At 44.5% G+C, this 13,793-nt stretch carries 10 protein-coding genes; 6 read left to right on the forward strand and 4 right to left on the reverse strand.

What is annotated here, in order from left to right; genetic code table 11:
* Positions 1-71: 71 nt before the first annotated feature.
* The 4 genes from NO989_RS16215 to prfC all read right to left on the reverse strand — a co-directional run bounded on the left by NO989_RS16215 (position 72) and on the right by prfC (position 6,457).
* Positions 72-2,030, reverse strand: a complete 1,959-nt coding sequence (locus NO989_RS16215; RefSeq protein WP_371342886.1) for a sulfotransferase — start codon at positions 2,028-2,030, stop codon at positions 72-74.
* A gap of 218 nt (positions 2,031-2,248) precedes the next feature.
* Entirely contained in the window at positions 2,249-2,815 is a 567-nt protein-coding gene (locus NO989_RS16220) for an NADPH-dependent FMN reductase (protein WP_014975958.1), read from the reverse strand.
* Between the two features lie 288 nt (positions 2,816-3,103).
* Positions 3,104-4,834: an arginine--tRNA ligase gene (gene argS / locus NO989_RS16225; RefSeq protein ID WP_371342887.1), complete on the reverse strand. Its 1,731-nt coding sequence runs from the start codon at positions 4,832-4,834 to the stop codon at positions 3,104-3,106.
* Positions 4,835-4,867: 33 nt separating this feature from the next.
* Positions 4,868-6,457, reverse strand: a complete 1,590-nt coding sequence (gene prfC, locus NO989_RS16230; protein ID WP_014948726.1) for a peptide chain release factor 3 — start codon at positions 6,455-6,457, stop codon at positions 4,868-4,870.
* Between the two features lie 346 nt (positions 6,458-6,803).
* Here prfC and NO989_RS16235 point away from each other — a divergent pair, with 346 nt between their 5' ends.
* From NO989_RS16235 to NO989_RS16260, 6 genes are all read left to right on the forward strand, one after another.
* A complete protein-coding gene (locus NO989_RS16235; RefSeq protein ID WP_061485116.1) occupies positions 6,804-8,297 on the forward strand; it encodes a carbon starvation protein A in 1,494 nt (497 codons plus the stop codon).
* 122 nt (positions 8,298-8,419) lie between these two features.
* Positions 8,420-10,111, forward strand: a complete 1,692-nt coding sequence (locus NO989_RS16240) for a sensor histidine kinase (RefSeq protein ID WP_039233207.1) — start codon at positions 8,420-8,422, stop codon at positions 10,109-10,111.
* Positions 10,112-10,113: 2 nt separating this feature from the next.
* Positions 10,114-10,842 carry a two-component system response regulator BtsR gene (gene btsR / locus NO989_RS16245; protein ID WP_168532364.1) on the forward strand — a complete coding sequence of 243 codons (729 nt, stop codon included), beginning with the start codon at positions 10,114-10,116 and terminating at the stop codon, positions 10,840-10,842.
* Between the two features lie 219 nt (positions 10,843-11,061).
* Complete coding sequence (locus NO989_RS16250; RefSeq protein WP_014948722.1) at positions 11,062-11,517, forward strand: MarR family winged helix-turn-helix transcriptional regulator; 456 nt, start codon at positions 11,062-11,064, stop codon at positions 11,515-11,517.
* The gene (locus NO989_RS16255) at positions 11,514-12,587 is read left to right on the forward strand and encodes an HlyD family secretion protein (protein ID WP_371342888.1); all 1,074 of its coding nucleotides are present in this window, start codon (positions 11,514-11,516) and stop codon (positions 12,585-12,587) included. The genes NO989_RS16250 and NO989_RS16255 overlap by 4 nt, the downstream gene beginning before the upstream one ends.
* Before the next feature lie 9 nt (positions 12,588-12,596).
* Complete coding sequence (locus NO989_RS16260; RefSeq protein WP_049585763.1) at positions 12,597-13,628, forward strand: DUF2955 domain-containing protein; 1,032 nt, start codon at positions 12,597-12,599, stop codon at positions 13,626-13,628.
* Positions 13,629-13,793 lie beyond the last annotated feature (165 nt).

Genomic DNA, 13,793 nt, shown 5'->3' on the forward strand with positions numbered 1-13,793 from the left:
AAGAAAACATTGAGCCGTTCGATATAGCCAGCGCCCATTACCTTCGCTAACACCCATTCATACTTACTTTCTTAATATCCCCACTTTTGCTCCCATTCATCTAAAAGAGGGGGACATTCAGAGAAAAGCGTTGGGTAGTTCTCATACTTTTGCATTGAAGACTTATACACTGGTTGACTAACTTGATAGTAGCTCGGTGTTTGGAACAAAGGCGAACTATTACTTTCTAAGGTCTTAGCCTCCCCTTCTGTCAGCCCTGAAAACTGATATATGGACGCTATAGAGGATTCAGGGTCAGCAACAACATTTTCATATTTAATGCTTATTGCTCTGTCACTTAAAATTGGTTCCATTTTTTCCCAGCACGTGAAGACTTTATTATAAGCCTCAGCGAATTGCTCAACGGTGTACAAGTTTATTTCCTCGAACTGTAAACAACTCAACGCAATTGCCTTCGGGTTACGTAGGCAACAAAGTACTTTTGCGTTAGGAAACAAGGTCAACATTGCAGGTAAATAAGGGAAGTTAAGCGGCATCTTATCTACGATGAGTTTACTGCTGTCAACACTAGGAGAATAAGCCGTTAAATGCTCAAGATAGTCATTTGCCAAAGCGTCTAGTTCACTTTGGTTTGTACTCTTTATACCACCCGTCTCAGGGTCAACAATATCGCGTTCAACCATCTGATTATAAAAGGTTTCTACGGCATCTGTTTCTTCTAATAACTCAACATTCGCATTTTTAAGTAACAAACTTTCTATCAATGTCGTTCCCGAACGAGGAAATCCAACAATAAAGAGAATGTTTGTGCTGTTACTTGACGTGTTAACGATAGGAGAAGGTGATACATCAAAACCATTGAGCAAGACGCCAGAGGACAAATCTGAGAATTTACTGGAATGAAGGTTATTCACGTTATGTGCGATAAACCTGATGACCTCTTCGGCATCGCTAAAACGCTTGAGCTTTTCAAGGGTTCTAATCTTCTGGTAAAGATGAGGAAGGCTTTTTGGTTGTTTTACTAAGAAGTGCTCGTTAATTCGCAGCCCCTCTTCAAACTCTCCTTTTGCGAAGGCCAACAGCGAACGTTTTAACTCGTGTTGCTCCTTGTCGCCTTCAGCTTGAATTGATTGAATTTTGCCAAAAAATTTCTCAGCTTCAGCTAGCTCACGCCTGTTTTCGTTAATATTAAAGGCCAGCTCTAGTAACTGAATGTTATCGGTGTAATCAAACTTTCTATTGAGGACATCAAGGTTGTCTTTAGTGGCATTGAGTAGCCAAGAAACATAGTCTAAATACGTCAGTAACTCTTCTTTATCCGATGAATCAGCGAGGGAAAGTGATTTTTCAAGATGACGCTTTGCATGAACGTAACGCTTCGACTCCAATGCTGACAACGCCAAAAAATAGTGGATCGAATAAGAATCTGAGTACGTTGAACTTAGCATATTAGTCTGCTTAGCTAATTCTCCTCTCGAATGAATTCTGTAACATGCTTCTGTATACAGTTCAGCGCTAAGTTTATCGCTTAGATGAAGATCCTCTCTTTTAATATGCGCGACCAACTGAGACCATTTTTCCTGCTGATAAAGACACTTACTCAGGCTTTGTCCGTACTGAATATTTTTAGGATTTTTTGTTATTGCTTTTTCATATGCTAGCTGTGCTTCTTCATATCGGCCAAGCTCAGACATTAGATTTCCAAGTGCATGAAGAGCAACATGGTAGTTTGGATTAATTGCTATCGCTTTTGAAAGCTGCTTTTGTGCGTCATCATACCGCTCAGCTTCTTTTAGCAATAGCCCATAATTATACGCCACATCAGTGTTTTGAGGATAATCAGACTGAAGGCTTTCAAATATTTCAAACGACGTAGTAAATTCAGCAACCTTTCCTAGTGCCGTAGCATATACCATTTTTGCCATTGGATGCTGCTCATAGACAGGAGAAAGCGTCGATATGACTCGGCTAAATTCACCGGCACCGAACGCCTGCATTGCTTGATTTATTATTTCTTGAGTAAGTTTCATGAATATTTTATTTTTGGAGATATGTGCGTCTGTAGCAGATTTTGCAGTAATGATTTGTCTATAGTAACACGCTAAAAGTTGAATTTAAGCACTCTCAACTAACCGTGCACGAAACTAAAACCTCGAACATTCACCGAAGACTAGCCACGTGTAGATACTGCAATTACAAGGTGGCCAGTCTTTATTTAGTAGGCTTCATATTTGATTACTACTTTCAGCTATTTTACTTTGGCGGCAAGCTCAGCAGTTTCTTTACCCAAATTTTTAAGCTGCTTAATCGTCTTTTCATCCGTAATTGCGCCATCTTCCATAAGCGTATTTACCTTCGCAATAGCTTTTTGGTTCGGCAGCACCATAGTACCTAGATTTTCAAGTAACATTCTTAGTACCACCAGCACGCGCATGCCGCCTAGCCCACCAGCAGACGCAGCCATAATTCCAGCCACCTTACCGCGATATGCTTGTAATGGCTTTTCGCCTTCCCCCATGCGCGATGCCCAGTCGATGGCATTCTTTAGCAGTGCGGGATAGCTTGAGTTGTATTCTGGTGAAGCAATAAGAAAACCATCATGGCTCATTAGCAATTCTTTGAACGCCTGAGCTTTTTCAGGCATACCAAACTCGGCTTCCTCATCTTCATTAAACAACGGCATTTGAAAGTCAGCTAGGTCTATAACGGTAACCTCTGCTCCAGCCTCACGTGCGCCCTCTGCGGCAACTTTCATAATAGCTTGGTTGAATGAACCTTTACGGGTACTACCTGCAAATGCAAGGATCTTAGTCATGTGAGTTTCCTGTCGTTAATTTAAGTAGTGTTCTAGTTGTCTGATTTATAGGAAGCTATCGCCCTATCGGTTCTAATCGAAATGTAATACCACTGTACCTGCGATTACACGCCGCGATTACGAACATTTTAAATCTCGCTGAGTACGCAATTATCTATGCCCAATGGTATAAGGATCACGATTAGCGCAAACGAGCGTAGTAGGGTTGACGCTTATGTTTCGCATAAAAAAAGGCTGACAATCAATGTCAGCCTCTTTGTTATCAATACGTATGTTGTACCGCGAACACTACATTTTTTCTAGTGTTTCGATGCCAAGTAAGGTTAATCCTTGCTCTAGCGTCTTGGCAACCAGAGCTGACAACGCTAGACGGCTATCGCGTACCGCTGGCTCAATACCGTCTTTTAACATCGGGCACGCTTCGTAGAATGACATAAATGCTGAAGCCACATCATAGAGGTAAGTACACAGTACATGAGGCGTAGCTTCACGAGATACTGTACCAATCACCTCTTCAAACTGCATAAGTAATACAGCTAGCGCGTGCTCTTGTTTCTCAGCAATATTGATATCTACTGGCATGGTGGCCATTTCCACACCCGCTTTTCTGAACAAGCTTTTCACACGGGTATAAGCATACTGAAGGTAAGGCGCGGTGTTACCGTCAAAGCTTAGCATGGAGTCCCAGTTAAACATGTAATCAGTTGTGCGGTTTTTAGATAGGTCAGCGTATTTCACAGCGCCAATACCCACCTTGTGAGCGACTTCTTTAAGCTCGTCTTCGCTTAAATCGTTGTCGCGCTCTGCGATAAGTTTACCCGCACGCTCAACGGCTTCATCAAGCAATTCGACCAGTTTAACCGTACCGCCAGTACGGGTTTTAAATGGCTTACCGTCACTGCCTAGCATCATTCCAAATGGGCAATGCTCGTAAGTTTGCTCTTCTTTCATAAAGCCCGCTTTACGGCCCACAATTTCAGTTTGCTTGAAGTGCAATGCCTGACGCGCGTCAGTAAGAATCAGCGTACGGTCAGCGTTTAACTTGCCGCTGCGATAGCGCATTGCCGCAAGGTCTGTCGTTGCGTATAAATAGCCGCCACCCGACTTTTGAACGATGTAAACCGCAGGGTTGCCTTCTTTATCAGCAAGCTCAGGTATAAACACCACCTGCGCACCTTGGTCTTCTACTGCAAGGCCTTTCGCTTTAAGGTCGCTGATTACGTTGGCCAAATCGTCATTGTAAGCCGACTCACCCATAATATCTTTTCGGGTAAGGCTTACGTTTAGCTTGTCGTACACTTCTTCTGAGTGAGCAATAGACACGTCAATGAACTTTTCCCACAGCGCCAGACACTGAGCGTCACCGCCCTGCAGCTTAACTACGTATTCACGGGCGCGGTCGGCAAAACCTTCTTCTTCGTCAAAGCGTACTTTGGCTTCGCGGTAAAAGTCTTCAAGATCAGAGAGCGCAGTTTCAGCCACTTCATCTTGTAGCTTGTCTGAAAGGTGCGCAAGCAACATGCCGAACTGTGTGCCCCAGTCGCCCATGTGATTTTGGCGAATAACATTGTGGCCCAAGAACTCAAGCACTTTAACCACAGCATCGCCGATGATAGTAGTACGTAGATGACCCACGTGCATTTCTTTGGCCAGGTTAGGCGATGAGTAATCAACAACAATGTTTTGTTCTTTTGACTTAGCAATGCCTAAACGTGGGTCGGTTAGCGACAACTCACACTGATTAGACAGCCATTCGTCATTTAAATGAACGTTGATAAAACCAGGGCCCGCCACTTCTAGCTTGCTGGCAATATCGTCGAGCTTTACAGTCTCAACAATTTTCTCTGCAATATCGCGCGGCTTTTGCTTAAGCTGCTTGGCTAGCGCCATCGCGCCGTTAAACTGATACTCACCAAATTCAGGTCGAGCGCTGCGCGAAACTGGCACCGGTGCATTTTCTACACCCATTTCTTGTAGAGCTTCAGTGAAACGGTTAACTAATAGTGCGTGTATATTCATAGTATATTGTGTCTTTGTTTAATCTTTATTAGCTTAATTTTCGCGCGTATTCTTGAACTGGATATCAGGGTAGCGCTCTTGCGCTAGCTGTAAATTCACCATAGTAGGTGCGATGTACGTCAGGTTATCACCGCCATCTAGTGCAAGGTTTTGCTCACCTTTGCGGCGGAATTCATCAAGCTTCTTCTCATTGTCAGAGTAAACCCAGCGGGCCGTGCTCACGTTAATATGCTCATAAAGTGCGTCTACGTTGTATTCTGCTTTCAAGCGAGCGACTACCACGTCAAACTGAAGCACACCTACTGCGCCCACAATCAAATCGTTGTTGGCAAGGGGTCTAAACACCTGTACCGCCCCTTCCTCAGAAAGCTGGATCAGTCCTTTAAGCAGTTGCTTTTGCTTAAGCGGATCTTTCAAGCGGATGCGTTTAAATAGCTCAGGCGCAAAGTTTGGAATACCCGTAAAGCGGTAGTTATCGCCTGACGTGAAGGTATCCCCTATGCGAATGGTTCCGTGGTTGTGCAAGCCGATGATATCGCCGGCATAGGCTTCTTCTAGTAATGAACGGTCACCAGCCAAGAAGGTTAATGCATCCGAAATACGCACATCTTTACCTAAACGGCTGTTGCGCATTTTCATGCCTTTTTCGTACTTGCCCGACACAATACGACAGAATGCGATGCGGTCACGGTGTTTCGGGTCCATGTTGGCCTGAATTTTAAATACGAAGCCACTGAACTTACCATCGGTACTTTCGATAGTCCCTTCTTCGGTTTCGCGGCCAAGTGGCGCAGGTGCCCACTCAACCAAACCGTCAAGCATATGATCAACACCGAAGTTACCTAATGCTGTACCGAAAAATACTGGCGTTAACTGGCCTTCCAAGAAAAGCTCTTGTTCAAACTCGTTAGATGCACCGCGTACAAGCTCAAGCTCGTCACGCAAGGTTTCAGCGAGGTCACTTCCTACTGCAGTATCTAACTCAGGGTTATCTAACCCTTTGATGATGCGCACGTCTTGGATAGTGTGACCCTGGCCGCTTTGATACAAAATAGTTTCGTCGCGGTGAAGGTGATATACACCTTTAAAGCTCTTACCACAGCCAATTGGCCAAGTAATTGGTGCACACAGGATATCAAGCTCGGTTTCTACTTCATCGAGCAGTTCCATAGGATCGCGAATATCACGGTCAAGCTTGTTCATGAAAGTCACAATCGGCGTATCGCGCAAACGGGTGACTTCCATTAGCTTTCGAGTCCGGTCTTCTACACCTTTCGCGGCGTCGATAACCATAAGGCATGAGTCAACGGCCGTCAGTGTACGATAGGTATCTTCAGAAAAGTCTTCGTGCCCCGGAGTATCCAGCAGGTTTACTAAGTGATCACTATATGGAAACTGCATGACCGAGGTGGTTACCGAGATACCACGCTCTTTTTCCATTTCCATCCAGTCAGATTTAGCATGCTGACCTGACTTTTTACCTTTTACGGTACCGGCAGTTTGCAGGGCGCGTCCGAATAACAATACTTTTTCGGTAATCGTGGTTTTACCCGCATCCGGGTGCGATATGATTGCGAACGTACGTCGCTTTTTAATCTCTTCTAGAAGCTTCTTATCTGACATCAATACTTATCTTCGTTATCTATTATCCCTGTAAACCAATTACTTACAGGCGCGTTTTATAACGGATAAGCAATGCTTTTCCGCGCAAATTCAGTATTGCGGTAAAACGCTTGATACGGCTTGGTAATTAATTGCGCGGATTTTAGCATTTTACTGCACGTAACAGTAGAGCGAAATTACATACTCCCTACCGCTTAATTTGCTATGCGACCACTCACTGCTTTTTTTCATGCATACACACTTTCACATCGTTAACCTATTTCAAACATTGTTGTACACACCGTTTACAACACAAGTGACAGACCCTTTTTATAAACCCTATTTATAAAAATAAGGACAACGCCCTGTGATATTGTTTCTAACTTGCGTAGCCGCGCTTATTGCTGGCTACTTTATATATGGCGCCTTTGTTGAGAAGGTATTTGGCGTCACACCAGCACGCCCCACTCCTGCACATAGCCAAAAAGACGGCGTAGACTTTGTTCCCATGTCTACACCGAAGGTGTATCTCGTTCAGCTTCTGAACATTGCTGGCGTAGGCCCTATATTTGGTCCTATTATGGGTGCACTGTATGGCCCAGCTGCCATGCTTTGGATTGTATTAGGGTGCATTTTTGCCGGCGCTGTTCACGACTATTTCTCAGGCATGCTGTCAGTTCGCAACAATGGCGAATCTGTGCCTAGCTTATCTGGCCGTTATTTGGGCCGAGGCGCTAAGCACTTTATGAACTTGTTCGCTATTGTGCTGCTTCTACTGGTAGGTGTAGTTTTTGTCTCAGCGCCCGCAGGCATGATCACAAATCTCGTTAATGATCAGACATCATGGCATGTTGAAGTTGGCACTATGGTCGCCATTATTTTTGCCTACTATATTTTGGCTACCATTGTTCCCGTAGATAAAATTATTGGTCGTTTTTATCCGTTTTTCGGAGCCCTTCTTATTTTCATGTCGGTGGGATTATTAGCCGCGGCCAGCTATTCTGACCAGCACTCGATACTTAGCCAATTCACGGCAAGTGATATGCTGACGAATTTAAATCCTAACGATATGCCTCTTTGGCCGGCGCTCTTTATCACTATCGCTTGTGGCGCTATCTCTGGATTTCATGCCACCCAGTCCCCACTTATGGCTCGCTGTATGGAGAACGAGAAGAACGGACGTTTTGTGTTTTTTGGTGCGATGATAGGTGAAGGTGTGATTGCCCTTATCTGGTGTGCCATTGCCCTTTCTTACTTCGACAATTTAGAAGGACTATCGGCAGCTATTACCAATGGTGGCCCTGGAAACGTTGTCTATGCCTCATCATTCGGTCTTTTAGGTGTTGTTGGTGGCGTACTGGCTTTTCTTGGCGTGGTTATTCTTCCTATTACGTCTGGCGACACCGCATTTCGCTCAAGTCGTCTTATCATGGCCGAGTACTTTAACGTTGAACAAAAAGGTATACGTAACCGCTTGTTCATGGCCGCCCCATTGTTTGTGCTTGGCGGTATTCTTACCCAAGTCGATTTCGGCGTTATTTGGCGCTACTTCGGATTTGCCAACCAAGCAACAGCCGTCATGATGCTGTGGACCGCATCTGCATACTTACTAAGACATAATAAACTGCACTGGATAACTACGGTACCAGCAATATTTATGACGGCCGTTTGCGTTACCTTTATTCTAAACAACGACACCTTGGGTTTCGGTATGGCGATGAATGTATCGACAACCATCGGGCTTATCGCATCCCTAATCACCACGGTTTACGTCATTCGAATTTCCAAGGGGAAAGGTGAAGCGCCGCTTGAGCCATCATCTGTGAATGTTGAAAAACCTTCCCAACCGGTAGACGCGTAACTACCTACACTAAACACGTGTAATATGATGAGCCGCCCTTTATATAGGGCGGCTATTTATTTTGTACTTTTGACATGGGTTATAATGAGGCTCATTTTTAATCGGCGGTAATATTGGCAAGCATGGAACTCATACTTTCGCTACTTCAACAAATGTGTGTGTATCTTGTGCTCGCATATATGCTGAGTAAAACACCGCTTTTTCTTCCTATTCTCAGCATTTCTTCTCATCGCAAACACCGCTACTTGGTGTATGTAGTTTTTTCTTCCTTTTGTATTCTGGGCACGTATTTTGGTCTGCAAATAGACGACGCCATTGCCAATACCAGAGCCATTGGGGCAGTTATAGGAGGATTACTAGGCGGTCCAGTAGTTGGGTTTGCCGTAGGATTGACCGGCGGCCTCCATCGTTATTCATTGGGTGGTTTTACTGATGTTGCCTGCGCTATTTCCACCACGCTTGAAGGTCTTATCGGCGGCCTCATGCACGTTTACTATGTTCGCCAGAACAAAAGTCTAGATCTTTTCAACCCATGGAAAGTTGGTGTCATTACCTTCATAGCAGAGTTGTTTCAGATGGCTATCCTGCTTACCGTTGCTGAGCCTTTTGAAAAATCTTACGCACTGGTCAGCGCTATAGCCGCACCTATGGTTATTGCAAATTCTGTGGGGGCCGCACTTTTTATCAGTATCTTATCTGACAAAAAAACGATATTTGAAAAGTACTCTGCCACTTTTTCACGACGTGCACTATCCATAGCAGATCGCTCAGTGGGCGTGCTCACATCTGGATTCACCCCAGTTAATGCAGAAAAAGTAGCACGCATTATCTATGAAGAAACGAATGTGGGTGCGGTAGCGATTACTGATAAAGAAAAGATTCTGGCGTTTATCGGAACGGGTGCCGATCATCACCTGCCAAACACCCCCATATCGTCATCAAGTACGATGGAGTCACTGAACAATAACAAAATAGTCCATTTAGATGGCGCTGAGCGCCCATATCAGTGCACATTAAACAAAAATTGTCCGCTGGGTTCAGTATTGATTATTCCACTTCACTCTGGCTCTGAGGTGGTGGGTACCATTAAGCTTTACGAACCCAAACGGAAGTTTATGTCGACGGTTACCCTGTCAATGGCAGAAGGCATCGCTCAATTACTGTCTAGTCAGATTGTTTACGGCGCGTATCAGCAGCAAAAAGATCTGCTCTCACAGTCTGAAATCAAGCTGCTGCATGCACAGGTCAACCCTCATTTCCTATTTAACGCGCTCAATACGATTAGCGCTATTATTCGTCGCGATCCCAAAAGGGCCAGAGAGCTCGTGCTAAGCTTGTCACGCTTTTTTAGAATAAACTTAAAGCAAAACACCGCGGTGGTGACACTAAAAGAAGAGATTGACCACGTTAATGCTTATCTGGCAATCGAGAAGGCGCGTTTTGCCGAACGCCTGCAGGTTGCCATCAAATGTGACGATGCTGCCATGTCAGCGCTTCTACCAAGTTTTACGTTACAGCCTCTGGTAGAGAACGCGGTTAAACACGGTATCGCCCAACGAATAGAGGGTGGGCATTTAACTTTGAATGTACGATGTACAACAGATAACCACATTCACATTCTCGTTGAAGATAATGCTGGCTTGTACAAACCCAAAAAAGAGCAACACGCAGGTTTAGGGATGGATATTGTAGATAAACGACTTATTCATCAGTTTGGTCAACAAGCAGGCCTGGTGATCGAATGTCGAACTAACCAGTTCACTCGGATGTCCTTTTCCATTCCACACACTCATTACCATTCTCATCAGGGCTAACAATGACTAAGAACTCAGCATTTCGCGCGCTTGTTATTGACGACGAACCGCTCGCCAGGGAGGAGCTTTGCCAGTTACTCAACGAAACCAATGAAGTACATGTCTTAGGGGAAGCCGCGAACGCAATAGAGGGGTTGGCATTAATTAAACAACACCGTCCGGATGTTATATTTCTTGATATAGAAATGCCCCAGCTCTCTGGCCTCGATATGCTGGCTATGCTTGATTTAGACACCATGCCTTATGTTGTGCTGGTCACCGCATTTGAACAGTATGCCCTTCAGGCATTTGAAGATAACGCGTTTGATTACTTGCTCAAACCTGTGGAACCAGAGCGGCTTGATAAAACACTTGCCAGGCTTAAAAAGAGAACTCAGCCCCAAACTGACATTGACGCCATTGCCTCCCCCACATTAGTACATATTCCTTGCGTAGGTCATCAGCGCATATTACTGCTACCCGAATCTGATATTCAGTTTGCTTATAGCGATGTGGCGGGCGTACATGTTATATCGCTAGAACAACAAGCAGACACGCAGCTCACATTGAAAATCTTAGAAGAGAGAACCGCGCTCGTTCGGTGTCACCGGCAATACTTGGTGAGGTTATCATGCGTTGCGGAAATTAAACTCTTGGATAATGGCCTTGCTACGCTTCTAATGAAGACGGGAGATTCAGTTCCCGTGAGCCGTCGATATCTCAAAAAGCTAAAGTCGTTATTAACGCTTTAATCACTCCACAAAGGCTGCATTAACTTAAAAAGGACTGAGAGAGTATGCCTGATTTTCGGGCACCGTAAGGAAATTTCCCCATTTTCCTGCTCAATGGAGAGCCTTCCCCCGTTCAATTCACGCTCAACTTGCAAAATCTCTTTCTCATCTCAATGCCATTTACTTAGCATGCTAAACAAATAAAATAGTTAGCATGCTAATTAAATTAACGGTTTTTACATGTCATTTTCAGAACCTATGCCACTTCAACTTATTGCGCTTTTTGCCCGCACTGCGCAAAAGTGCAGAAGAACTGTCACTGAATCGGTCGCTCATCTCGACCTTACAGAGTCAAGATGGCGCGTAATGATTCATATGTCATTACTTGGTGAGGGCTGTACGCAACAGATGGTGGCTGAAAGCTTGGAAATAGAAATGCCTAGCTTAACTCGCACAATTAAACAGCTCGAAACTACCGGGTTAATCAAACGCGTTACAGATACTAACGACAAACGAAGTCGCTTACTTTACTTCACAGATATGGGCAAAGGTCGAATGAATGATATCGAAAGTACATTGATGGCGCTGCGAGATGAAGTGTACGCAGGAGTATCTGAAGAAGAGTTACGCATTATGGCTAAATGTGTTCAAAAAATTGAAGTTAATGCCGCAAAATTATTGGAGTCACTTAAGTGAGTCAACGAACCCCAGATCAGGAATTTGCTAGGTACATAAAGCTGGCTTTGGTCGCTTTTGCCATCTGCTTTATCTACTTTATTATTGCAGATATACGCATGCCAATGACACCACAGGCGAGAGTCTATCATCAGGTCACGCAAATCTCTCCTCAGACAAATGGGCCGATAAACGAGGTGCTTGTCAAAAATAACCAAACCGTCAAGGAAGGGCAGGTTTTATTTGTTATAGATGAGACACCTTACCTAATTGCCCTTGAAAAGGCGCAAATTGATTTGGCAAATGTAGAGTTAGAGAATGCTCAGATAGATGCGAAAGCGGAAGCGATTAGAGCAAAGATAGAGGCTGCATCGGCGGTTTACGACGAACGCAACAGTGAATTTCAACGACTTAATTCCTTAGTTCAAACTAGAGCGGTATCTCAACAAAACGTGGACAAAGCGTACGCGCAACTTAAAAGCGCTGAAGCCGAAATTAGTGCGCTTGAAGCCGATCTAAACCAGCAAGTTGTTGCAAGAGGTAAGCAAGGTGACAAAAATCTAAAATATCTAGAAGCGGTAAATGCGGTTAAACGGGCAGAGTTGAACTTAGCCTATACCAAAATTAAAGCACCGCATGACGGCATAATGGCAAACATGCAGGTAACTCAAGGCACTTATGCTAAACAAAGTACGCCCCTTGCCTCAGTTGTCGATAACACGCTAGATGTGGTTGCAGATTTTCGAGAGAAATCACTCGCCAATGTAAAAGAAGGCATTCGCGCTAACGTCGTTTTTGATGCACTACCGGGTAAAGTATTTGAAGCTAAAGTGGAAGAATTTGAAGCTGGTGTAAGCGACGGCCAACTTGCCGCCAACGGCACCCTTGCAAGCGTTGAAAAGTCGAATCGATGGGTACGAGATGCACAGCGCCAACGTGTCCACATTAAGCTTGAAGAACAAGAAATATCGTTAAACCACCTCACCAGTGGCGCTCGCGCTACCGTGCAGATAGTTCCAGACAACCCTATTGAAAGTGTGGCAGCGAACATTCAAATTCACTTTATAAGCCTGCTGCACTTCATTTATTAGACTTAAATTATGGATTCACAGCTAAGTAAAAATGATGTCCAGCAGATGCTTAGGATCGCCTCCGGCGCCACGTTGGGCTTTGCTATATCGAAAGCGCTGGATTGGCCTAATCCGATATTTTTTACCTTGTACCCTATTTTGTTGCTTGGACTGGTAGCCGTTTTAAATGGTCACATTATTCGACAATTTCTTGCCGCAACTATCTTTCCGGCGGCGGCTGTTTTAGTGGTATACGGCTTGTTCGGAAGCCACCCATTGCTGATCACGCCGCTAATCGCCATCACTTTCGCTTTTCTGTTTTGGCAAATGAGTAAAGGTACGCTGTATTTATTCGGTGCGTTTTCCCTTGTAGGACTTTCGCTGCAGCTACACTTTGCCAGCTACAGCAGCGATGGAATAGATATCTACGCATTAGTGATATCAAACATCGGTGCAATTCTGTTGGCATTAATAATTGCATTCGCTTTGCATATTGTTTTTCCCGATGAGGAGCCGCGCACGCCTTTACCCAAAGCGGCAAAAGATAAAGCAAGTATTCGCCACGAAGTCATATTATGCACCACTGTCGCCACGCTATCGTTTGCTGTATTTCAAACCTTCGACTTAGTAGATTCGATATCAGCACAAGCAGCAAGTGTATTGATTCTTTTTCCACTGTGTTGGAAAGGAGCCACATTGAGTGGCTGGCAGCGAGCGCTGGGCACGCTAATTGGATGTAATCTTGCCCTGCTCGCCCAGCTCATTTTGCTCAACTACAGTGACACGTTGTTTTTCGCAAGTTTCAGCTTATGGATATTGGTATTTTTCATCAGCCGCCAGCATGTACTTAGCGGTGGTGGTGCTGGCACGGGCTTTGGCGTACTTACCACATTTGGCATTTTGTACGGCCAGTCACTCTCTCCACAACAGGATATTTTTTATAGTGCGCTGTATCGCTTTTCATCGGTAGTCGTAGCTATTGCACTTAGCCTGTGCGTTATTTATGTAGTACACAGTCTACTTAACAAATTCCAGCCTACACGACACCACACGTTTACTTAAAAGACCTGTAGTTATAACGCTTACCGGTTAAAATTTGTGGACGAAAAGTTGATTTGCTACTTCTAGGGCCTGTATATGGTCTCCCCCATTATTGCAAGAGTAAACATGCTGTTTTGACTAAAATGGTTTGCGTCCGTATATCCGGCTTCTCGTTGAAGTATTTTC

Origin of the sequence: Alteromonas sp. DY56-G5, from assembly GCF_041414725.1 — a bacterium.
Classification (GTDB): Bacteria; Pseudomonadota; Gammaproteobacteria; order Enterobacterales; family Alteromonadaceae; genus Alteromonas; species Alteromonas macleodii.

Excerpts from the sequence above, each read along its gene's own strand:
- NO989_RS16215 (WP_371342886.1), bottom strand. The coding sequence starts at position 2,030 with ATGAAACTTACTCAAGAAATAATAAATCAAGCAATGCAGGCGTTCGGT.
- NO989_RS16220 (WP_014975958.1), bottom strand. The coding sequence starts at position 2,815 with ATGACTAAGATCCTTGCATTTGCAGGTAGTACCCGTAAAGGTTCATTC.
- argS (WP_371342887.1), bottom strand. The coding sequence starts at position 4,834 with ATGAATATACACGCACTATTAGTTAACCGTTTCACTGAAGCTCTACAA.
- prfC (WP_014948726.1), bottom strand. The coding sequence starts at position 6,457 with ATGTCAGATAAGAAGCTTCTAGAAGAGATTAAAAAGCGACGTACGTTC.
- NO989_RS16240 (WP_039233207.1), top strand. The coding sequence starts at position 8,420 with ATGGAACTCATACTTTCGCTACTTCAACAAATGTGTGTGTATCTTGTG.
- btsR (WP_168532364.1), top strand. The coding sequence starts at position 10,114 with ATGACTAAGAACTCAGCATTTCGCGCGCTTGTTATTGACGACGAACCG.
- NO989_RS16250 (WP_014948722.1), top strand. The coding sequence starts at position 11,062 with ATGTCATTTTCAGAACCTATGCCACTTCAACTTATTGCGCTTTTTGCC.
- NO989_RS16260 (WP_049585763.1), top strand. The coding sequence starts at position 12,597 with ATGGATTCACAGCTAAGTAAAAATGATGTCCAGCAGATGCTTAGGATC.